Here is a 21,786-nt window from a genome sequence, read left to right as displayed (position 1 = left end):
TCCATTCACGCCATCGCTCCGTACATAACTTCCTCATGAATCTCTGTGCGGCATTAGCTGCATACTGTTTCTTCGAGAATAAGCCAGAGGCACTGCCCGTGCGCATTGAAAAGACTAGGCAATTGGAACTTTTCTAAGCAAACCCTTATCCCGAACTGTCGTAGTCTATAGGGGAAGAGATGCTTGATGACTGGATAAGGCTGGCAAAACAGAGCAAAAATACAAAGCTAAAGAAAAAGGCTGTTACCATGAGGACCTACCGGAAAGGAATTCTAGCTTGGTACGGCTACCATCTATCAATAGGAAAAGTCGAAGGCATCAATAACAAGATTAAAGTAATGAAACGAAATGCGTATGGATTCAGGGTTGAGAGATACTTAACACTAAGACTCTATGCACTGCATGACTGCCATATCACTCGAAATGCCGGATAAACCAAAATATTCTGTAGATCGCAATGATATTTAATTTGTTATTATAGAAACAAACAAAAAAAATATAGTATCTTTGCAACATAGATAGGCATTCAACAAATTTTTAATGCCAAAAAACTTACTATTATGACAGACGAAGAAAAGAAAGAATATTGTTGGAATCATGCCCAGATTGTAGAAGGTTATGATAAAGACTCTATAAGAAAAGATGCATGCGGTGCGTGGATCTTCAAGGCTCATTATGGGATGAGAGATTCTGTCTTCGGATGGGAAGTTGACCATGTTTTCCCTGTTATTCTGGGGGGTGATGACTTTACAAGAAACCTTAGAGCTATGCAATGGAAAAACAATGTATCCAAAGGAGATGATTATCCGGAATATATGTCTGCAATCCAATCAGAAGGCAACAAGAATATTGAAAAAGAAGCAAGCTATACAGTGAACGACTCTCTTCAACAAGAGCTAAGTGAATATTATAATAAATAAACCATGCAAATTTCAAGACTACAAATCAAAAACCTTTACGACCAATATAACTATGATATAGATTTCAATAGCGAAGAGAAAGAGCAGATAACTATTCTCACAGGTCCTAATGGATATGGTAAAACTACCATTCTACGCATTTTAAAATCCCTTAATCCTAAGTCACTATATTATTTCTATATTATTAAATTCAGCGAAATAATAATCTCTTTTGATAATAATACTATATTAAATATCACTCAGAATTATAAAACAGAAGTAGAAAGTAGATCTGCTATTGACTATAAGGACGAGTTGGAAAAAGAGGTCAGATTTATCTGGAACAAAGCTACGGGAGAACCACTCACTCATTGTGTATATAATAGAACAAACATTGAAAAAGCACGCCGTTCATACAATTTCTTTAAAGGGACATATAGTAGACGTAGGGCGTTTGACGATTTGTCTAATAGAGAAAAAGAAGAAATCTTATTAGATAACGAAGAATTCAATGAATATATTGCCAAAGCAAATGGACAGGAACAGTTCCTGATGCAGCTCAAAACCTTACGTTCTTACTACATACCGGCAAATCGAATCTATAATGAAGCCTATGAAGAGAATGAAAAACTGCCAATAGAGAAAGTTCGTGAGGCATTGAAGGATGAAATGACAAATGCTAGATTTGACTATCTAATACATTCACAAAGAATCGATTCAATTTTTATCAAAAAAGTATTAGGTTCAATTTATGAAGATTGCTCACTATCTTCATACAATGAGTTGAAGACTGAAGTTGAGAATCAGATGAACACAGCCGCTGAATATAAGCTTGCAGAAAAAGTAGAAATTCCAGAATATAACGAAGAAAACAAAGCAGTACTCTTTGCTTATCTTAAAGGACTCAAGGAGAAGTTCAGCAAATTTTCAACAATATTAGAAAAGACAAACTTGTTTCATAAAATACTGACTTCTAAGGGGTTTGCAAACAAATCTGTTGAAACATCTACTCAGCATGGGTTTAAAATCAAATCGAACAATGGCGATATTATAGACGAATATAAACTTTCAAGTGGTGAACAGAATGAAATCATAATGCTGTATCGTTTAATATATGAGGTGCCTGACCAAGGTTTATTGTTGATTGACGAACCAGAGAACTCACTTCATGTCGCATGGCAGAAGACAATCGTAGATGATATGAAGGAAATAGCTTCTGTCAAGCATCTACAGATTATCATCGCTACTCATTCGCCAAGCATTGTAAGCAGAGGTCTTAGTATGACCCAAGACCTTTATTACTTAACAAAAATGTATGACTAAAAACCTTTATTACTTAACAAACAAATAACCTGATGGAAAATTCCGTATTGCAGGAAAGCGAACCCCTATCTTGCGTAGAAGATAATAAATCATTGGGGAACACCGTATTGGAGGCGAACGACCCCCCAAGTATTGTAGAAACAATAAGACTAAATATACAACGTCATGATCATAAGGATGTAATAATTGTCGTTGAGGGGGAAGACGATGAAAAAGCTTTGAAAAAATTCTTTAATGTGCAGGCTGTAGAATTCTATTGTACTGGAAATTGCCTAAAAGTAAAGAATGTTATGCAGATTGTAAGCACAGATAAGCAGCTCAAATATTGCGTCATAGGCATAAAAGATGCTGATTTTGATCATATAAATAAAATCAGTCATAATATTGCCAATCTTATGATAACTGACGCCCACGATATGGAAACAATGATGCTGACTCCAAATGTCTGTAGAAAAATTTGTCTGGAAACAATAAACAAAGAATATCCAAAGTTATCGATAGAAGCAATGCTCTCCCTAAAAAACATCTCATATCTCCGTTATTATAATGACAAAATAATTATAAAGAGAGGTTCTGATAAAGACGGAATTAGCTTCAATGGAATTGATATTGCTCAAGTAGCATCCAACAGTCAACCTATCAATGTACAGAGTGTACTTCTACATGTAAAAGAGAAAGGAAATTCTAACAAAACATCATTTCCAGACTTGAATACAATGAACCAGTTTATACAACAGAACCCTATCGATGATAGTAAACTTCTTTTATTCACAAATGGACATGATTTGGTTTATGCTATTCGAAACATACTTCATTCCAATAATCCTCAAGAGGCAAAAAAATATAGCGATAAAAACATTGCAACTATGATCAGAATTGGTTATGCCAAGGAGGATTTTAAAAAGACTGATCTGTACAAAAGCATAGACAACTGGAATAATAATAGATTCAACCTTTGGGCTGTATAGTAGTAAGATTGCGTATTCGTAATATACTGAAGAGACAAGCCTTATTATGATATTTTGTCATAGGCAAGAGTTGACAAACAGCCTCTTGTTTATTTTCTTTGAATACTTTCCGTCAGTTCGGGATAAGAAAGTGTTCTAAAAAGTTGGTAATCTTGCTATTGTTTTGTGGTTTTATAGTTGTAAATCAGTAACTTACAAAACGTGTGTGGCGATGATTACCACAGACAAAGTTACTGAAATGTTTTGTATACTGGATGAGTTCTGCAAGAATTTAGATGCCGATGAAACTTTTCTAAGCGAGTGCTTATCGCGAACAGGCGTAGCTCTTGGTCTATACGCTGATGCTTTAGGGGCTATAACAAGAGGCAATGTTTGGAGGGGAGAGGGCGTGGTAAATAAAGGGTTTGTAAAATAAATAGACTAAAAATTAACATATTTTCACGCGGCTTTGTTCACTTAGTTTATAGCGATGCGGTTTTTCTGCTGTATTTTCGAAGCTGCAAGTTGTTGATTTGTAGCGATTTATGGTTTTTGAAGAGCAAAAAGGGCTTTTTAGTTGCTTTTTTGCGTTTGCAAATAGGCGTCAAGGTCATTTTTATCTGCATCACTGCTCGGGTTTGTTTTATCTTGTTGAAAATGCTGTTTTTTTGTGCTAAAACTATGTTTTTAGCTTGTTTTCTCGGCTATTTGGTTCATTTTACCTTGCAATATGCATGCTTTAGCCTTGCTATTAGCTAGAGATAGCCTTGCGTTTTGTAGGAGTTAGCAGTGCTATCTCCTACAAAACGCAGTGCTAACTCCTATGTTTTACTGGCCCAATAGCACCTTTTTGCAGGCTTGTTTTTTAGCAAAAATGCCATATTTGTTAGCGAAATGGCGAACCCAAAATTGGTGAAAAAATTGCTTCTAGCGAGGTGATTTACTATGTAATTGCAAAAATGAGTCTGAAAAATGCATTTGGCCGTGGCCAAATTTGGGGCAAGTTTGTGCTTTTTCATAGGTTTTAGCCCCCTTTTTTGTCTAGAATGGAGGGGTCTAATGGTGTAGTGGTGTAAAGTATTTTTACCTCAATATGCTTCGTTGATATTGCCTAAGTGTTTTGTGTTGGTCAAATCTTGGGTATTTTGCCAACGTTTGTCCTGCTTCATTGCTTTATTGCTTTTTTGCGTTTGGGCAGATGTGGACCCCAAATCAGTGCTTTAGGGTTATAAAAACAAAAGGTTGTGCCGACTACCTTTATAAGGGTAGGTGGCACAACCATAGTGTGATGTGTATTCTAAAAAGAAGCTAGGCCTTATCGGGCAATGGTTTTAACGGTCTTGCCGTTAGCCATTTTCACGATGTTGAGACCGCGAACGGGGGCCGAAACACGCTGGCCTGCAGCATTGAAACGCGACACTTCGGCTGCAGCGTCAGTGTTTTGAACATTGCTAATACCAGTGGCGCTGAGGCCCACAACCTCATAACGCCCCTCGTTAGAGGCATTAGCGCTAACAATGGCTTGCTTAAATGCTTCTATTTTTGCGTCGGGCACATAGAATTTGAGGTCGCGGTTAAGTGTGAAGAACGTTTGTCTACCTAGTTCAGGCACGGCATTCATCTCGTTAAATGTCACCTCTTTTAGTCGGGTTGCCAAGAAGGCTTTTGCGCCAATGCCACTAATGCCACCCTTAAATGTGGCTTTGGTGAGACTGCGGCAGTTGGAGAAAGCCTCTGATTCGATAGAAGTAAGTTCGGCAGGGAACTCAATTTCGGTTATCGCCGATTTGGCAAAGGCCTGTTCAAGAATGTTAGTAAGACGGCTAGGCAGCTTAACGCTCTTTAGGTTTGTAGCGCCAAAGAAAGCTTGTTCGCCGATGGCCATTACATTTTCGGGCACTGTGAACGACTGATCTGTGCGTGCTACGGGGTAGAGAAGCAGGGTAGAGAGGTCTTCGTTGTAGAGCACGCCATCAACAGCTGCAAAGCCTTCGATACCATCTTCAACGTAGTAGTTCTTGATGGGGGTATCTTCGAAAGTGTCTGATGCCTTCTCGATAAACGACGCAGGCAAGGTAAACGAAGAGAGCGAGCTGCAGTTGGCAAACGCTCTTAAACCTAAGGATTCAACCGTTGATGGCAGTTTAACGGTTTTCAAGGCGGTGCAGCCCTCAAAAGTTTTGCGTCGTATGTTGGTTATCTCGCAGTCTTTGTCAAATGTAGCGGTTTCTAAGGCCGTACAACTGTTAAACGCAGCATTGCCCATGTTGTTTACCGAAGCAGGAATTTCCACCTTTTTCAGAGCTTCGCATTTTGCAAAAGCATAATCGCCAAGATAGTCTACCGATGCGGGGATGGTGATGCTAGCGAGCGATTTGCAGCCAAAGAAGGCATAGTTGTTAATTTTTAGCGTATTGGCAGGCAGAGTCACGTTCACCAATTTGTCACAACCATAGAACATATAATGGTCTACAAGGTTATCTTCAGCAATGTTGTAACCCTTTTTGCTTCCGTTTTTTTGAACGAAATAGTACGAGTCGCCACCATTAACCAGGTTGGCCGCTTGCAAGTTGAGGTGGGTTAGTTTGCCCGTGGTCGACAAATTCTCTTCCTTACCAGCGCCCGCCATCTCGCGAATAAACAAGATGTCGGTGCCATTTATTGGTCCAGTGATAGAAAGATTGGTGATGTTAAGCTTTTCTTCGGCAGCAATTTGACTGCTCAACGTTCCAGCTTGGGTAAGCGTAACACGCTTTTCTTGGGCGAAAGCCACGGTGCACATCATGGCGAACGCCATAGTTGCGAGGTTCTTTTTGTTTGTAAAAATCTGTAGCATGTATAATAAAAATGTATTTAATATATATTGTTTGTTTAAAGTGTTATTGTTCGTAGGGTACAACAAGCTTAAAGCCACGTCCGCGCAGCACCACATTTTGTGCTCTCACCTCTTCAACGGTGAGTTTGTGTTTGCCTTCGCGCAGCATAGTGCCACTAAACTCGTCGGGATAGTTCATGCCAAGGGTTATCATTATCTGCTGTCCCACCTTAGGCGAAACGATGTTGGGTTTAATTTTTAGTACCCGTTTGGCAGCTGTGGGTCGCGCTCCATTAATCAGCCACACACCAACACCAGGACGGCTAACGGCCATTACGGTGTTCATTTGCGGGTAGATGCTTCGCGAGGTGGTGCCATACACGCCCACTTGCTGGGCCGAACCGCTGCAACGCACGTTCACCTTAAGTGTTTTGTATTTGCCATCTTGTGCAATGGCTTTGATATAGGCTTCGCCTTCGTAGGCAGCAGCAATCTCAAGGATGCCTGTTTTGGCGTTCCATTTAGTGGTTAGGATGCTGTCGGGGTCGTCGATGGCGAGGCGAGCAAGGTCGCCACCACCAGCAAGACTCACAAATTTGCTTTCGTCGCGTGGGTAAAGGCGAATTTCGGTGTCGCTGATACTGATGGGTGGAACCACCACACTGATTTTGAGTTGGCGTTTAAAGTCGCCAGAAAGGATGGTGGCGTAAGTGTCGCCTTCGAGCAAACCATTGATGCGCAGCGTGTCTTTCGACACCGAGATGCTAGCAATCCTTGAGTTAGCGATGTTGGCAACGTATTTGCCAGTGCCGCCATTGAGCAACACAATGCGTGTGGACTGCTTGTTAAGCGCCACCGAGTCGGTTGTTTCAAGGTTGAATTGTATGTCAGACAATTGGTTGTCGGCCTCGTTGTTGCATCCAGTTAGCATCGCAGCCAGCGCAACAAAGAGCAAGCAGAGGTGTCGAGTGGTGTTGAATATGGTTGTTGTCATCGCTTAGTCTACGTTAAGTTTATATTGTATTTCCCACTTGCGTGTGGCTGTTTCTTCAATCTCTATGCGCAGCGCGTGTTCGCCTTTCGAGGCAAAGGTGATGGTGTTATCGGTGGGGGTAAATGCTTCGCCGTCTACCCAATAGCGTATAATGGCATTGGGATTGGCCAAATCGTGGTAGTAAAGGGGTAGGGTTCGAGGTGTTGTGCCTTGTTCGCGCACCAAGTAGAGATAAGGTATGCGGTCTTCTTCGTCAACACCGAAGTTAAGTGGCATTGTTGTTTGCGACACCGTAGTAGATGCATCCGAGGCAACATCGCCCTTGATGGTTTTTACATTAAAGGTGTAAGCGCGACCGGGTTCTAATGCCGTGACCACAAATTTCGTGCTTTTAGTGGTGGCAACAAGGTTGCCATTGATGTACACTTGATAAGAAGCATCAGCGTCGGCTACAGCATTCCACGACAATTCCATCTCTCTTTGCTGAGGCGTAGCCCTAACATTGGCAGGTGGTTCGGGTTTATGTAGCACCTCGCCATCTTTGGTTTTCACCATCGAAATGTCGTCGATGAGGATGTAACGGCCAGCTTCGGCGTCTTCGTAAACCGACTGGATGTAGAAGCCCAAGGCTGCACTTTCCACGCCAGCAGGAGCTTTAAAGGTGAGCGTTTTTTTCTTCCATGTGTTAGAAAAGTCCTTCGCTAGGTCTTTTTGTGCCTTTCGTTCGTCTTTCTTCACCAACTTTTCGCCCTTATACCAGTCGATATACACCAAGATGTTAGGTTTGGTTACGGTGCCTTGATACCAATAAGTAAGTTCGTATTCGGCGCCCGATTGCACGGGGATGTAATGCGTGTTGAAATCTTTATCGCGCGCAATAAACGAGCCACCATTGGGATAAACACGTATGGAAAAATTGCCAGAGTGGGCCGTTTTGGTGCGTTCGCGCGACAGCGAAGAATTGAAATACCAGTATTGGGGTTTGAGATAGGGGTCGAACGAGGGCGTAGAACCCTCTTCGTCGTTACTACTGCTTCCGCCTTGAGGGGCAACATAAACCTCAAATCCCCCATCGAGCACCAGCTCTTGGTTGGTTTGTGCCCAGCTTGTTTGAGTAAAGGCTAGGGCAAGTGCCAGTATATGTAGATGTTTCATATTATGCTTGTTGATGTGTTGGCAATGTATTTGTGGGCTTATTGCAGACTAAGACCATAGGTTTGTGCCACCTGCAAGGCCACGTTTTGCAGCGAACCAGCAGTTGCTGCAGGGCCAAGCAGGCGTTGTTTGTCCCAAAGTCCGTTGCCGGCGGTTAGCTCTTGGATGATGTTTTTCACCTCGTTGTAGCTAAAATGCGGCTTACCTGAAGGGCGAACCGTGAATTGCAGCGCATAGATAGCACCACAAGCTTCGGATAAGAAGGTGAGCGCGTTGGCCTCGTCTTCGTGGATGTTGGCCATGGTGGTGGCTCCAGTGAGCAGTGTTACAGCCCTTGTGGCAGCCACTTTAGACAGTTCGGCGCGTATAATGGCCTGTTGTTGCAGCATGTCGGCATAGCGATATTGGGTTATGGCAGCCCTTCCAGCAGCAAAAGCGTTGTAAAGCGTGATGCGCGACTGGCGTAAGGCCACTGCATTAGAGGTTTGAACGTAGGGCAACCAGAACTGATAATAACCGTAAGCCAAGTCCCAATGATGTTCGAGAACGGTGTAGTTGTGTCCAGCAACCAGTTCGTTGGCCTCGTGACTTCTTCGTAGTGCCTCGCTGTTTAGTACGCTATCGTTGAGGTGGGTGTTGAGAATTTTATCGAGATAGATGCCCCCATAGACGATGCCTTTGAAGAGTTCGGCCACAACGATGCCCTTTTCGTTGGCAAAAGCTAGGTTTACATCGCCGATGTTACGACCCAAATAGCCTGCTTTACCAGGCTTGGCCTTTTGGTTACGGGCTGTTCCTGGTCCTTCTTTACCCATACCGCTGAGAGCAGCCGACTGGTTAAAGATGTCTTCAACATCTCTTTTCACCAGTGCGCTGTCGGCCTTATGTAAGGGCGAAGCCGATATTTCGTTGCGCGGTTTGAGTCCAAATTCTCCATTATCCCAATAATTTTTCATCGTTTCAAACTGCGCCCGATAAAGGATGTTGGCCTCTTTGAGATAACTATCGTAGATGTAATTGAGGGGGTCGCGCAGCAAACTGCACTCCAAATAGTCAACACTGCTGCTGCCATTTCTTGTGAATTTGTATTCGGGGTCGGGGTAAGGAGGTAGCACATAGGCAGTTTCTACCGTCTCGCCTTGCCATTGAGTGCAGCTCGAAAAGAACATTGGCGCTAGCAAAAGCACCCAAAATATCTTATTGTTCATCGTTTGTCGTTGTATGATGTGATGCATGTTGTGGGGGTTAGGGTAGGATGATGTAGGCACAAAACGGCCCTTTAATCTTGTCCATACCCTCTTCGTTCTGATGCTCGTTCACTGTTAGAGGCTTCACAATGGTAAATCCGTCTTCTGAAACGGCCGAGATAGTGGCCTTAATAGACGAACCGCGTGGGCCGATACCATTGACAAGGAGATACATAGGGAAACCCGATTGGGCTTTAAAGTGCAGTTCAAGCGGTTTGCCATTGGTGAGATATTGCGCCGCTTCCTCGTTGGTGGTGTTGCTGGCAATAGTAATAAGCTGGCGGTTTGCGGCCACATAGCGCACCACAAAGCGCGAAGCCAGGTCGTCGTCGGGCACGTTATTGCCCAGGATGTCTACCTCTCGAAACTGACAAGTGAGCGTAACGTTGTACGTTCTCACGTTGGTATTAATCTCAACACCAGGGTAAACAAAGTCTGACACAGGTGCATCGGGGTTTCCCAGTTGCACAATCTGGTCTTCGTAAGACACTTTCGGCTTTTCAATTCCAGCGAAAGGGAAAAGCAAGTCGTAGTCTTCTTCGGCATAATCGGTGGTGCTTCGCGAGCAACTGGCAAGTAACACAACCATTGCCACGAGCATATATTTCATTACATTCATCTGTTTTATCTATTTAAAGGTAAGCGTTAGCGGTCGTCTCCTTCGTCCCATATCTCGGCAACAAGTCCTGTTTCAACGCCTTCGGGATGCAAATGTTTGCTCACAAGGCGTGTTTTGCGCAGCAGAGGGTCGTAAACTTCAACCAGTTCGGCACGAAAACGTTGGCCCACGCGTTCGAAATCGAAGAACATTGTTTTGCTATCGTAGCGCAAACCAGCACGAAAGGTGAGGCCATGTTCTGTGCCACCGTATCCCGAACCCAATCCAACGATTTCTTTTGCAGGGTATCCTGGTATGGGATTTTTCTTCTGTGCGAAGAGAAAAAGGTAATATTTCTTCGCTTTAATTTCGCGCAACAGCGACTTATTTGTTTCAACATCGCGCTTCACGTAGATGTCGCTGCGGAAGTAAGTTCGGCTACCGCGGTGAATAGAAAGCTGCGGATTAACCATGCTTTCAAAGTATTCGCGGTTTTCGAGGGCTTTGTTGGTGGTGCGTTGCCATTGTTCTTCGTTGGTCATTTTGGTGAAAACGATGTACTCGCGCGCTGGTTCTAGATAGCTAGCGGTGCGAAAAACCAGGTCGCCATCAGCATTTTTGCCCATGTAGAGCCAATCGCTTGAGGCGCGAAAAGCATCGTTAACCAACTCGTGAACATAGTTTTGGGTAACAAAACTGAGTTGTGTGAAGCTGTTTCGTCCCACGTTGTACTCGCTCGTTAATGGTGTTGAGGCCGTCGAAGCATTATAATCGGCTTTCATTTCGAGCGTGTTGTCGGCGTGAAACTTGATGCTGAAGCAATGTCCACCATAGCCATAACGGCCACGAAAGCCAAATTGCGGTATCAGTTCGGATGGATTAGAGAACAGCAGAGAATCGGTTCGAGGGAAGTACAACACGCGCCAGCCATGTTCGGCAGCGGTAAGTTCGGCCTTCAGAGCAGCAATACTTTCTGCATTACGTTGCGCCGGCGAGCGGTCGAAGGCTTCGATATCGGCATCGCAGGCCACGAATAATGTTGCGATGATGGCGATAAGCCAAAGTTTATAGTTACTGTGCATGTTGTTTGATATAGTTGTTTATGCTTCGAACGCAAGCCACTTGCAGTTGCTTTAAGTTTATTTTGAGGTTCTTTTGCATGTATTGTTCCACGAATTCTTGCTTTGCCACCATCTCTTTATAGGCTTGTTCGGCTTCTTTATTGTATTGCTGTTGCACCTCGGGGTCGCTATCTTGGTCGGGCGTTTGTGCTGTAATGATGGCGTCGCTCACCTCTTTAGGCGTTGCACAGAGTGTAGAACTCACTATTTCGGCAAAGTCGTCTTCGGCCGAAAGAAACGCTTGCATGGTGTAAAAGCCTCGTTTATTGGCATAGTCGGCTAGTCCGAAGTAGTCTTTTTCTTTCTTCGAATAGTTTATAGGAGCCGCTAAAGGCTCGGTCGAACCTGTATAGCGATGGCCACTGATGCGGGAAAAGCGATCGCGGTCGTATGCCACTAGTTCGGCTAAACGGCGCGCAAACTGGTGGTGAACGCTGCGCATAAGGGCGTAAAGTTTGTTTACGTCGCTGGCTTTATAGTTGTCTACGCGGAAGATAGCCATTTCCGAGGGAGTGAGCGAAGGGTTGTTGAGCAGTTCAACGCCATTCTCGTCAACATTTTTTCCACCATAAAGGTAGATGCGTAGCGGTGTTTTTCCTTGAAGGAAGCGTGTTCCTCCGAAGGTTTCTTGGCTGTAAATGTCGAAGCACAGTTGTCTAACGGCCCTTAAAACAGCCTTCACGTTTTGCGGTTTGGGTGGTGATACGAAGGTTTTACCTGCGTTGGCGTTTTTTTGCCAACGATAAACCACCTCTATATTATAAGGTGTAGTGATGCTATCGGCAATCCAACGGTCTAGTTCGGTTGGCGTTTGTTGTTGCGTTGCTTCGTCAATCACACTTTGCGAACTGAGCGAGTCGCTGGCGCAAGCCTGCATTAAACAGGGCAACAACAGGCAGATAATGCTTTTTATGTTCATTGTTGAATGTTCTTTTAGGGTTAAAACACCGTTAGTGCAATGCCTCATTGCGCTCTCGCGGATTAGCTTCTAAGCCGCGATTGATGGCTTCGGCAGGTATTTGTAGCAGCTTACGAGGATCGTTTTTCTCAAGCGGGAAATAGTAATTGCTCTTCGAACTACGCTTTACGGCTATGTGAAAGCGACGAATGTCGAACCATCTCAGGCCCTCTTGATAGAACTCTTGCTGGCGAAATCCCACAATGGTTTTTACCAAAGCCAGCTGTTTGAGTGTCATTCCATAGAATGGGGTGTATGTTTCGTAGTTACTTCGGTTGGTGGTGGTGTACACATCGCGGTCGAGTGATGGCATAAAACCAAACTTTCCTTGCGTGTATTGCAGTAAATCATCGATAGATTTGGAATAGTTTTTCAACATGGCGTGGGCTTCCATGCGATTAAGTAACACCTCATCGGTTGAAAAAAGCACATTGGTTACATACATTCCGCGTGGCTTACTGCCCACACTCTCGGTGGTAGATAGCTCATCAAACTTAGCCAAATACCTGCTTGAGGGTACGCCGAGCACGCCCGAGGTGAAGATATAGGTGCCAATGAAGTTCATTTTGGCATAGTCGCCGCCTCCCTCGATGCCTTTTTGGGCAAACACTTTATCGACGGTGTTAAAGGTAGAGCCGTATTTCTCGTTGGGAAGTGTGCGTGCCAATCGGCTCTCGGTGGTGGTTAGCAAGAGGTTTGCAGGCTCGTCGGGGTTGGCATAGCGTCGAAACAAGTCTTGATGTCTAAATTCCAGTTCGCTTGCATAGGTTCGCCAGGGTCGCAATTGGGTTTTAGGGTCGCCACCAAGTACATAATCGGCATAGGCCACCACTTGTTCCCAGTCGCCTTTCATGAGGTAGAAACGCGATGCAAAGGCATAAGCAGCCTTCTTGTTGAAGTGGAATTTGGGGTGCTTATAATATTCATCATCAACGAGCGTAATACCTCTTTTCAGGTCTTTTTCAATCATTTCGTACACCTCGTTCACTGTTTGTCGTTTATAATCCACCAGTGCTTCCTTCTCTGGTTTAGTGATATAGGGGATGCCAGGGTCGGTGGTTTGGTTGGAATAGGGTTGTGCCCAAATGTTCACCAGCATGAAATGCAAGTAAGCTCTTAGCAAAAAAGCCTCGCCATACAGTGCTTTTACGCGCGCGCTTTTGGGATAAGTAGAGAGCAATTCTAGTGCTTTGTTGGCTTGTGCGATGCCCTTATAGCAGGCATTCCAATAATTTAGGGGCGTATCGAGGTCTTCTTGGTCGTAGTCTTCCCAAAAATACATGGCCTCGTTCAGTCGTGAATGCACGCCGTTGGGTCGTTCTTCAACGTTGTCGGTGCGTGGTTCGAGAAATGCAATGTAGCTAGCTTGCGGGTAAGCACCCGTAAGTAGCTCGGCAATCTTGTCTTCGGTGTCGATGGTTACATCGAGATCCGAGTCGGGACTGTGGTCCAGAAAGTCGTTACAGGCTGTAAACAGCGCTAGCAACGCCAGTAGCAAGATGTTATTCTTCATTCTATATGGAGTGGTTTCGTTATATATGGTGTGGGATGTGCATGCTTTTGTTTGGCGTTTAGAAGCCTAAGTTAAGCGTTGCAGTGAACTGTCGTGGTGTTGGGAGCGATACTCCGCCCGTGCGATAGTACTCGGGGTCTTGCCCTTTAAGCTTACTATCTGCATAGATAAGAAAGGGATTAGTGACGTTAATGCGCAAAGAAGCAGCGTGTAAGCGCAGTTTTTTGAGCATGGCTGGTGTGCAAGTGTAGCCCAACGAGATATTTTTCATGCGCACAAAACTACCATCTGCCACGCGATTTTGTGAGAAATTGTAAGTGTTGTATGCTTTTTCGATGTTCTCTTTGCCCACTTTCTCTATCAATTCTTGCGAAGGTAGTGCGGGTACATCTGTGTGTAGCTCGTCGCCAGGATTGAGCCAACGGTTGTAATATTCTTTAGAGAACACGTTGAGATCGGCAAATTCGGGGTCGAATGTTGGGTTTAACCTAATTTTGTTGCCTGCTTGCATGGTTAGAAAGAACGACAATTCCCAAGCTCCTAGTTTGAAAGTGTTGCTCAATCCGCCCAAAACCTGTGGCTCGATAGGGCCATGATAGATGAGATAAGTCTTTGCATACTGCGTATCCAGGAAGTCGGCGCCTGCGTTTTTGGCGTAAACGTTCTGGCTAGAGGGGTATCGCCCAAAGTGAAAAGTGGGCAAGCCGTTGCCATCTAGTCCTTGAAAGTTATACGAAAAGAGCGAACCTTTTGGATAACCCACGATGTTTCCGCGTCCACGTCCTGCCACCATATCGAAGGCATTGGGCGTGTTGAGTAGGCGAGTTATCTCTTGATGCATAGCACTTAGCGTAAGACTGGTGGTCCACGAAAAGTCTTTGCTTACGATATTCTTGGTGTGTAGACCCAATTCTGCACCTCTTGTGCGCATATCGCCAAAGTTAGCGTACTTGTAATACTGTCCGCCAACGCCCGAAGTGCGTACAAGGTCGATAAGGTCGAACGTGTTGCGTTGGTACAAATCGAGGGTGGCGCTGATGCGATTGTTAAACAATCCCAGTTCCATGCCCACGTTCAGCTCGTACATTTTCTCCCATGTAAGGTCGCGGTTTTCAAGATGCAGGATGTTCAGTTTGTTTTCTCTGTCGTTAAAATGGTAACGGTTTACAATGCCACTTTGGTAAACGGCGCTAGCGTTGATGGCCTCTTCGTTCATTTTAGCGGTGAGTCCGTAGCTGGCACGCAATGCAAGTCGGGATATCCAAGGATGGTTTTTGAGGATTTTTTCTTGGTCAACGTTCCATTTAGCGCCTACATTCCACGTGGGTAACCATAGCGCTCGCGACCCACGTCCCGAGTTATTCGAGCCTTCGGTGTTGAGAACCACGTTGAAAACATACTTCCCTGCATAACCATAGGTTCCATTGAGCGAGAAGGTTACGCCACGTTCGTTGCGTTTGTGCAGTCCAAAGTAGGCGTTACCCTCATTAGTTAGCTTGTCAAAGATAAGCGGATTGGTGTACACTTGGTTGCCACGGTCGTATTGTATGCCATATCCTTGGAAGGGTTGATTGGTGCGATTGGCCACTCTCACTTCGCTAAAGGCAAAGGCTTTGAGGTCGTGTTGACCTATACGCTTGTCGAAATCGAGGGCCAAACGTGCCAAAACGCTGGTCATGGATGTTTCGGTGCGATTAAACAAGCCGCCGTGGGTAAGGCCCACCTTGGGTTGTTGCAGCGGATTATCCTTGTCGCGCACCAGGTAAATGTTGTCTTGGGCCACCGTTGGGTTGTCGTTGGCGCGGAAAGCCTGCACCACATTTGAGCCTTCGTTCACTTCGTGGGTGGTAATGGTGTTGGCTCGGCGCACCGAAAACAGGGGTTTCAGGGCCAGTTCTGCCGTTAATTGGTAGCTTCCTTCGGCTTGCAGCTTAAAGTCGAGCACGTCTACATGGGTGCTGTTGTTGGCATATTCGTTTAGAATGTTAAACGGCGCCCAATTGTTTCGATAGTAAGCCAGTGTGCCATCGGCGTTGTAGGGACGCAGTGTGCGGCTCGTGCCGAGGGCGTAAGAGAAGGGATTGATGTCGAAATCGCGCTCAAACACGCCCAATGTGTGGTTCTTGCGTTGGGGCATTGTGCCTGGTGCTTCTTGCGAACGTATGTTGCCTTGGGCCGAAAGCGTGGCGCGCATCTTGTCGTTGATGTAAAAGGTGCTTTTGATATTGGCCGTTAGGCGACTCACTTTATCGGCGATGGTCCAACCACTGTCGTAGTAAAAGCCCACCGAGGCGTAGGTTGCCACATTCTTTCCTCCGCCAGCAAAGGTGAGCGAGTGGGTTGTTGTGGGATTAAAGGTAAACAATAGGTCGAACCAATCGGTGTTGGCATATTCTCTATCGCGCAAAAAGGCGTTGCGAGCTTCGGCTGTATTGGCTATTTGGTATTGGCCTGTTGCTGGGTTGATGGTGCTCAAACCTCTGTACAATTCGTGATATACGCCTGCTCTTCTTCCGTAGAGGGCGTTGCGAATGCCAAAATATCCCTTGTCGTTCATTTCTTGATACAGTGCCATTGTTTCTTGCGAATTGAGCAAGTCGAACTGACTGTAACGCGGTTTCATGCGAATGGTGTTCTCGGTAGCGTAAGTCACGCGCAGAGGCGTTTCTCTTTTACCCGATTTTGTTGTCACAACGATAACGCCATTGAGTGCACGCGCACCGTAAACAGAGGTGGCCGAGGCATCTTTCAGCACCTGAATGTCTTCGATGTCGGCCGGATTAAGTCCTGCAACGGCCGACCCAACCAGTGTGGCTGCATCGCCCGATGCCAGTTGGTCTAGGTTAAGATGCACCAAGTCTTCGTAAACCACACCATCGATAACCCACAGCGGTTGCACGTTACCGATGATAGAGGCTCCGCCGCGAATGTTGATACGTGGTGCCGAACCAAAAGTTCCCGATATGTTTTGTATCGAAAGACCAGCCACGCGCCCTTCGAGCATGCGCGAAAGGTCGGCTATACCTTCTAGTTTAATATCGTTCATCTTCACCGATGTGGCTGCACCAGTGTACACGCGGCTGCGAATATTCTGGTAACCTGTTACCACCACCTCGTCTACCATTCGGCTATCGGCCTTCATCACGATGGTCATAGGTTTGGCTTGAGCCTTCACTTGCTGGGTTATCATGCCCACATAACTCACTTGAAGCATGTGTCCAGGGGCGGCGTTAAGGCTAAAATGGCCGTCGATATTGGTGACTGCGCGTTCGGTTGTGCCAGTAGCAAGCACCAAAGCGCCCACCAATGTCTCGCCTTGCTCGTTTTTCACCGTACCCGTTATGGCGTTGGTTTGCGCCAAAGCCATTTGTAGGCAGGCAAACAATGCGATTGTTAGCGCCACCACTTTATTAAAGGGGGTTGATATATTTGTCGTCATAAGTTTGTTTTCTTACTGGAAGGGGGTTGGATGAGGAATGTTACAGACGCCAAAGTACGCCTCCATAGATGCCAAGAGGATGACCAGCACGGAGCCCGGAGGGGTGACGCGACACCAAATAAACCTTGTTTGTGAGGTTGATGGCATTGATTGTGAGCGTGAGATGGCGGTTGATGTGTCCCTTCAACGATGCGTCTACAATGGCATGCGCGGGTATTTTTTCGCGTTGAGCAATGCGTCCTTGTCCTGGTTGGGTGCGCATGTCACTGTTTACACGCACGCCAACATTGGCCTCAAAGCGTTTATATTCTACGCCCAATTGGGCATTGAAGGCGTGCTTATATATATAAGGTATCTCGTCGCCATAGACAACGTCGCCCCACGACTCGCTACTAAAGGTGTTTCGCATCTCGGTATCGGTGTAGGTGTACGACAGTTGGAGGGGCAATTGCACGCCCCAATGACGGGGTAGGGGTTGATAATGCAACAGCAACTCAAGGCCTCTCACCACGGCTTTGCCCACGTTAAACTGGTCGAGTGTGCCTTGTCCGCCCTGTGCTGCAAGGTCGCTGCCCAGCATATTGTCGTAGTTGTTGTAAAAGCCGATGGCCTCTGCCTTTAAGTTATTGGTGGTAAGGCGCAATCCCGCTTCGAGGTTTACGCTGCTTTCGGCCTTTTGGTAGAGGGTGGCACTGGGTGGGGCAAACCCTTTATGCACGCCACCGAATGCCGAAAGCACGGGCAACAACCTATAACTTACACCCAAGCCGGGCAATAAAGCACGTGCGTGGTTGGGCGTCTCGATGCGAACCATACCCGTGCGACGTGGGTCGGCGGCAGTATAGTCGCGTTTTAGCAGGTCAACGTCTTCGTAACGAACGCCCAATGTTAGGGTTAGCGCGTCTTTGGCCCATTTGGTTAGGGCGTATCCAGCCCATGCGTGGGCCGTGGTGATGCGGTTTGCCTGACTTCCTGGCAGTCCTTCAAGAAACAAAGTCATTGTGCCGTTTTGCATTGCGTAGGCATCATCCTGCTGAAAACGGTCTTCGCTGTCGGCGTGATAGCGCAATCCAGCCTCGGCCGTGAAGTATCCACCCATGAGCATGGTGCGATATTCGGCCTTGCTTTGTATGCCTCGCGAGTGGTATTTGCGATGATTGGCGCGCAGCATTAGCGCTTCGCCTAGATAATCTTTTGCACCAGTGAGGATGTCGAAGTAGTCTTTATTGGTGTCGGGGTCGGTAAGCACGTCGGCAATAGAGCGTTTTTCGGCTTTGGTATGGCCCACTCTCACATCGTTTAGCTTATACCAGTTGCGGAAAAAGTGGTTGTAGTAGAGATTGGTGGTTATTTTCCATTTGTTGTTTTTCTCCACAACATAGGTGCCCACCCATTGCATGTGGCGCGTAGTGAGCTGGTCGCGCTGCGCACCCGCATAGCGAAAGTAGGGGCGCAAGGCGAAATCGGCCTCCGAAAGTCCCACGTAGGTTTCGTCTGAGGTTTCGTTGGCGAAGCCAAATTTAAGTTCAAAGAGGTGGTTCACACCGTCGGGGTTGTCGGTTTGTGCCGAAACCTTGGCTATAAGGTCGTTGCGCTTAAAGCCTGTGCGATTGTCTGGCTCGTCGCGACGAAAGCCTTTAGACTGGTAACGTAAGTATTCCACCACATAACCCACGTGCTTATGGCGATTGCCAAAGCCAATATACGATTTCAGGGTGTTGTAACTGCCATACGATAACTGTGCCTTGCCCCACATGCGTTGGGGAATGGGTGTAGAAACCATGTTGATGGCGCCACCCGTTGTGAAGGGTCCGTATTGCACTTGACTACTACCTTTAAGCACTTCGATGGCATACATGCGGGCCGCATTGGGGAAATAATAGGCTGCTGGGGCTGCATAAGGGGCAGGAGCAGCCAGTACGCCGTCTTCCATGAGCGATATGCGCTCGCTTCGTTCTGCTTTAGTGCCGCGCAAACTGATGTTGGGTCGAAGGCCAAAGCCGTCTTCTTCGTACACGTTTACGCCGGGCACGCTCTTAAGCATGCGGTTGATGTCGGTGTAACCAAACTTAGCCAATTCTGCTGGCGACAAGTAATAGGCCGAGCCTGTGCGGTTGCGAGCCTCGAATTTGCTACCCAACATCTGGTTGGAACGCACCACCACCTCGCTGATGCGGTGCGTAGAGTCGGTCATGTTTTTGCTCTTGCTTACCTCTTGGGCATGCGCGGGCACGCACAATGCTAGTGCAAGGGCGATAAGTGTGATGAAAGATTTCGTCCTGAATGTATGACTAATCATGATTTTGTGTATGTCTGTTTGCTTTCTGACTGGCTACTCTCAACATCTCTCTCTTTCTTTGCTGTTGGGCATGGCTTTTGGGGCGCGGTTGCTTGATGAAAGCTTTCGCGCTCTACTGCTAATGATGGCCTAAACCCTTTGCTTGTCAAGTAGATATCGTCAGTAAAAACAGTAAATAATGTTGTTTCTTCTAGCCGTTCTTAAATATCGAGCGCAAAGTTAATAAAAAATAAAAAACTGTGCAATCATTATTTGTTGGTATTTTTGCGTGTTTAGCCTTTTTCTTGCGCTGTTTATGTTTGTGGCTTCATTCTTTTTGGGGATGCATGTTGCCCTTTTTTGCTGATGTTGAGGCGAGAATAGGTGTAGCTTTTTATATCACAATTGGAAATAGAGACTAGTGTTTTTGCTGTTTAGATAAATGGAGTTGAGCTAGTCAGCACTTATTTAAGCGTGGATAATGATTTTTAAACCCAATCGGTTATTATATCACAATGTTTCCAGAATTCTTGTTTTTGTGTTGTTTCCTAACATCTTTTATTTTCTTGTTGGCATCTTGTAGGTCTTTGCAACTTTACGTAGCCCGCTACGGCTGCTTTATAAAGACAGGCAATCTGCTCGACAATATAACAAAATCTGTTTAGGCTCTAATGACCAATTTGGGTTAAACGAAATATAGGTAAGGTGTTGCGCTGCCGATGGTGCTGCAAGAGGATGTTAATTACCGCCATTGGGTGGCGCAGTTGCCACAATCTTGTTGCCAACATGTTCATCTTGCTTTAGGCAATTATCCATCGTTTGGGTGGTGGCTTTTTGCTGTTTTTAAGTAAGGGGTGGCGAGATGAATTGTTAATTAGGTAAATAAACTTTACAAATCGTCCTCTTCAAGCCAACCCATTCTAGCCGAAAAAACTACTAAAACCTATATAAAACGCATTAAAACATGAGAAATTGCCTACCGCTTTGAATTGCTTTTCGGCCTATTTTTTGCAATTTGCTATGCTTTTGCAATTCTATTTCAAGAATTTTTGCGCACAAATCACATTCGGAAGTGTCAAGAAATCATACTTAAATGTCGTTCTTCTCTAAGCTAAATGCAGCATTTAAGCTTGTAATATGCAGCAAAACGCAATGCTAACTCGTGCAAAACGCAATGCTATCTCCTACAAAACGCAGCGCTATCTCCTACAAAACGCAACGCTAAATGGTGCGTTTTGCAAGTAGATTTGTTGTGTATTGCATATATAATGTTCTAAAACTTATATTTTCAAGGCGTTTTATATAGAAAACAGTATTTAGCAGTGAAAGCGTGCTTGATGTCAATTAGGCGAGTAAGTTGTCTGTCAAAAGTGGCCGTTTTGGTGCTAAAAAGAGCTATTTTTGCATATTTAGTTTGTAATAATCAGTAAATCAAAGTGTTACAAACTTTAAAAATACGGGCTTAAATAAGCCCATTGCTCAGAAAATTTGCGCTGATGGTACTCATAATGTTAAAAATTGGTGCAAATATTTGACAATATAGCGCCGGCAAATCATTGCAGAGCGATGCCCGTTAAGTGTAAGACTTCGTCTGTTTGCAGTATTTTACTTGGGTTATGCTTCTTGGTATGTTGTGAAAACGGTGTATAGGCAACACCATACCATTAAGGGGGATAATGCAAAAAGCCCCACACTTGTTGGTTGTAAACAAGCATGGGGCTTATATGCGGAGCTTTTGGCCCGTGTTTATCGTCCTAGACCTAGCCAGTGCGTGTGTTTAATAAACGCTAGTCGTGCATAATTGGCGCGCACCAGCTGGCAATGGTGAACACGATTTAGACCAATGGCGATGCAGCTTTGTAAGTGCGCTGTCCCAGTTCCTTATCAATCATGTAAATACCATAACCGTTATCCTTAATCAAACGCGTCTATGGGCGTTTACTTCACAATCCAGATAACGAATAGGGATGAAATGACCTTAACTTTAACGCAAAAAGCTTGGCTACTATGGTTAGAACACCAACAAATCCAGTCGTTTTTGCCAATGTTTGTAGGCTTATGCTAGGGCATCAAAAGGAATGTTTCGCTTACTAATTTGTGTCGTTTTGTAGCTGCTGACGTGCTAACCTGCCTTACAAGGCTACACGCCTGAACATGCAAAGAAGTGTTAATACGCCTCGTCGTGTAAAAAATAAACTTAACGGCACGAATGTAATTTTGCAAAACATTAGAAAATTGTATATTTTTGCTTCAAAAGAAAGACTATAAATTTAATTTTATAGTGCCATTTTATTCTATCAGAGTATTCAACTTATAAAATTTAACATTAAATATGCTTAAACTTAAAATTAAAAACATTCGGAGACGTCTTTTCCCCGTAATTTTATTGTTTATTTGTTGGGGGATTAATCTACTTGATTGCATGCTCTCAAGTGATAAAGACGTTGCCGTTAGAAATATCATAACCTGGGACAGTTTTATCTTCACATTAATTTTTTC

At 45.2% G+C, this 21,786-nt stretch carries 15 protein-coding genes and 2 pseudogenes; 6 read left to right on the top strand and 11 right to left on the bottom strand.

Annotated features, from left to right (window positions below; genetic code table 11):
- From QME03_RS08400 to QME03_RS08375, 6 genes and pseudogenes are all read left to right on the top strand, one after another.
- Positions 1–137, top strand: a pseudogene (locus QME03_RS08400) (IS982 family transposase); the annotation flags it as partial.
- Between the two features lie 42 nt (positions 138–179).
- Complete coding sequence (locus QME03_RS08395) at positions 180–434, top strand: transposase (RefSeq protein WP_281724071.1); 255 nt, start codon at positions 180–182, stop codon at positions 432–434.
- A gap of 126 nt (positions 435–560) precedes the next feature.
- Positions 561–920: a hypothetical protein gene (locus QME03_RS08390; protein WP_219483288.1), complete on the top strand. Its 360-nt coding sequence runs from the start codon at positions 561–563 to the stop codon at positions 918–920.
- Positions 921–923: 3 nt separating this feature from the next.
- Positions 924–2,222: an AAA family ATPase gene (locus QME03_RS08385; RefSeq protein WP_281724070.1), complete on the top strand. Its 1,299-nt coding sequence runs from the start codon at positions 924–926 to the stop codon at positions 2,220–2,222.
- Positions 2,223–2,254: 32 nt separating this feature from the next.
- Complete coding sequence (locus QME03_RS08380) at positions 2,255–3,190, top strand: DUF4435 domain-containing protein (RefSeq protein WP_281724069.1); 936 nt, start codon at positions 2,255–2,257, stop codon at positions 3,188–3,190.
- A gap of 211 nt (positions 3,191–3,401) precedes the next feature.
- Entirely contained in the window at positions 3,402–3,605 is a 204-nt protein-coding gene (locus QME03_RS08375) for a hypothetical protein (protein ID WP_281724068.1), read from the top strand.
- 879 nt (positions 3,606–4,484) lie between these two features.
- Here QME03_RS08375 and QME03_RS08370 read toward each other — a convergent pair.
- The 11 genes and pseudogenes from QME03_RS08370 to QME03_RS11820 all read right to left on the bottom strand — a co-directional run.
- Positions 4,485–6,005, bottom strand: coding sequence for a leucine-rich repeat domain-containing protein (locus QME03_RS08370; protein WP_281724067.1), 1,521 nt, complete (start codon positions 6,003–6,005; stop codon positions 4,485–4,487).
- A 43-nt stretch (positions 6,006–6,048) separates the two neighbouring features.
- Positions 6,049–6,978, bottom strand: coding sequence for a hypothetical protein (locus tag QME03_RS08365; RefSeq protein WP_110369873.1), 930 nt, complete (start codon positions 6,976–6,978; stop codon positions 6,049–6,051).
- Positions 6,979–6,981: 3 nt separating this feature from the next.
- Positions 6,982–8,133 (bottom strand): fibronectin type III domain-containing protein, encoded by a 1,152-nt coding sequence (locus tag QME03_RS08360; RefSeq protein WP_281724066.1) that lies wholly within the window; start codon positions 8,131–8,133, stop codon positions 6,982–6,984.
- A gap of 38 nt (positions 8,134–8,171) precedes the next feature.
- Positions 8,172–9,341 carry a DUF4856 domain-containing protein gene (locus QME03_RS08355; RefSeq protein WP_281724065.1) on the bottom strand — a complete coding sequence of 390 codons (1,170 nt, stop codon included), beginning with the start codon at positions 9,339–9,341 and terminating at the stop codon, positions 8,172–8,174.
- Between the two features lie 37 nt (positions 9,342–9,378).
- Positions 9,379–9,999, bottom strand: coding sequence for a hypothetical protein (locus QME03_RS08350; RefSeq protein WP_281724064.1), 621 nt, complete (start codon positions 9,997–9,999; stop codon positions 9,379–9,381).
- Positions 10,000–10,025: 26 nt separating this feature from the next.
- Positions 10,026–11,060: a DUF4302 domain-containing protein gene (locus tag QME03_RS08345; RefSeq protein ID WP_281724063.1), complete on the bottom strand. Its 1,035-nt coding sequence runs from the start codon at positions 11,058–11,060 to the stop codon at positions 10,026–10,028.
- Entirely contained in the window at positions 11,050–12,018 is a 969-nt protein-coding gene (locus tag QME03_RS08340) for a putative zinc-binding metallopeptidase (protein WP_281724062.1), read from the bottom strand. The genes QME03_RS08345 and QME03_RS08340 overlap by 11 nt, the downstream gene beginning before the upstream one ends.
- 31 nt (positions 12,019–12,049) lie before the next feature.
- The gene (locus tag QME03_RS08335; protein ID WP_281724061.1) at positions 12,050–13,570 is read right to left on the bottom strand and encodes a RagB/SusD family nutrient uptake outer membrane protein; all 1,521 of its coding nucleotides are present in this window, start codon (positions 13,568–13,570) and stop codon (positions 12,050–12,052) included.
- A 58-nt stretch (positions 13,571–13,628) separates the two neighbouring features.
- Positions 13,629–16,937, bottom strand: a complete 3,309-nt coding sequence (locus QME03_RS08330; protein WP_281724074.1) for a SusC/RagA family TonB-linked outer membrane protein — start codon at positions 16,935–16,937, stop codon at positions 13,629–13,631.
- Positions 16,938–17,049: 112 nt separating this feature from the next.
- On the bottom strand, positions 17,050–19,308 hold the full coding sequence (locus QME03_RS08325; RefSeq protein WP_462675814.1) for a TonB-dependent receptor family protein: 2,259 nt from the start codon (positions 19,306–19,308) through the stop codon (positions 17,050–17,052).
- A 1,814-nt stretch (positions 19,309–21,122) separates the two neighbouring features.
- A pseudogene (locus QME03_RS11820) lies at positions 21,123–21,212 on the bottom strand (ferritin); the annotation flags it as partial.
- Positions 21,213–21,786 lie beyond the last annotated feature (574 nt).

The organism is Hoylesella shahii, from assembly GCF_937990675.1.
Taxonomy (GTDB): domain Bacteria; phylum Bacteroidota; class Bacteroidia; order Bacteroidales; family Bacteroidaceae; genus Prevotella; species Prevotella shahii.
The sequence above is the reverse complement of the archived record's forward strand: the minus strand, read 5'-3'. Positions and strand labels throughout refer to the sequence as shown.

Coding starts and splice junctions, on each gene's coding strand:
- QME03_RS08360 (WP_281724066.1), bottom strand. CDS start 8,133: ATGAAACATCTACATATACTGGCACTTGCCCTAGCCTTTACTCAAACA.
- QME03_RS08375 (WP_281724068.1), top strand. CDS start 3,402: ATGATTACCACAGACAAAGTTACTGAAATGTTTTGTATACTGGATGAG.
- QME03_RS08350 (WP_281724064.1), bottom strand. CDS start 9,999: ATGAATGTAATGAAATATATGCTCGTGGCAATGGTTGTGTTACTTGCC.
- QME03_RS08380 (WP_281724069.1), top strand. CDS start 2,255: ATGGAAAATTCCGTATTGCAGGAAAGCGAACCCCTATCTTGCGTAGAA.
- QME03_RS08325 (WP_462675814.1), bottom strand. CDS start 19,308: ATGATTAGTCATACATTCAGGACGAAATCTTTCATCACACTTATCGCC.
- QME03_RS08370 (WP_281724067.1), bottom strand. CDS start 6,005: ATGCTACAGATTTTTACAAACAAAAAGAACCTCGCAACTATGGCGTTC.
- QME03_RS08365 (WP_110369873.1), bottom strand. CDS start 6,978: ATGACAACAACCATATTCAACACCACTCGACACCTCTGCTTGCTCTTT.
- QME03_RS08335 (WP_281724061.1), bottom strand. CDS start 13,570: ATGAAGAATAACATCTTGCTACTGGCGTTGCTAGCGCTGTTTACAGCC.
- QME03_RS08385 (WP_281724070.1), top strand. CDS start 924: ATGCAAATTTCAAGACTACAAATCAAAAACCTTTACGACCAATATAAC.
- QME03_RS08395 (WP_281724071.1), top strand. CDS start 180: ATGCTTGATGACTGGATAAGGCTGGCAAAACAGAGCAAAAATACAAAG.
- QME03_RS08340 (WP_281724062.1), bottom strand. CDS start 12,018: ATGAACATAAAAAGCATTATCTGCCTGTTGTTGCCCTGTTTAATGCAG.
- QME03_RS08355 (WP_281724065.1), bottom strand. CDS start 9,341: ATGAACAATAAGATATTTTGGGTGCTTTTGCTAGCGCCAATGTTCTTT.
- QME03_RS08330 (WP_281724074.1), bottom strand. CDS start 16,937: ATGGCTTTGGCGCAAACCAACGCCATAACGGGTACGGTGAAAAACGAG.
- QME03_RS08345 (WP_281724063.1), bottom strand. CDS start 11,060: ATGCACAGTAACTATAAACTTTGGCTTATCGCCATCATCGCAACATTA.
- QME03_RS08390 (WP_219483288.1), top strand. CDS start 561: ATGACAGACGAAGAAAAGAAAGAATATTGTTGGAATCATGCCCAGATT.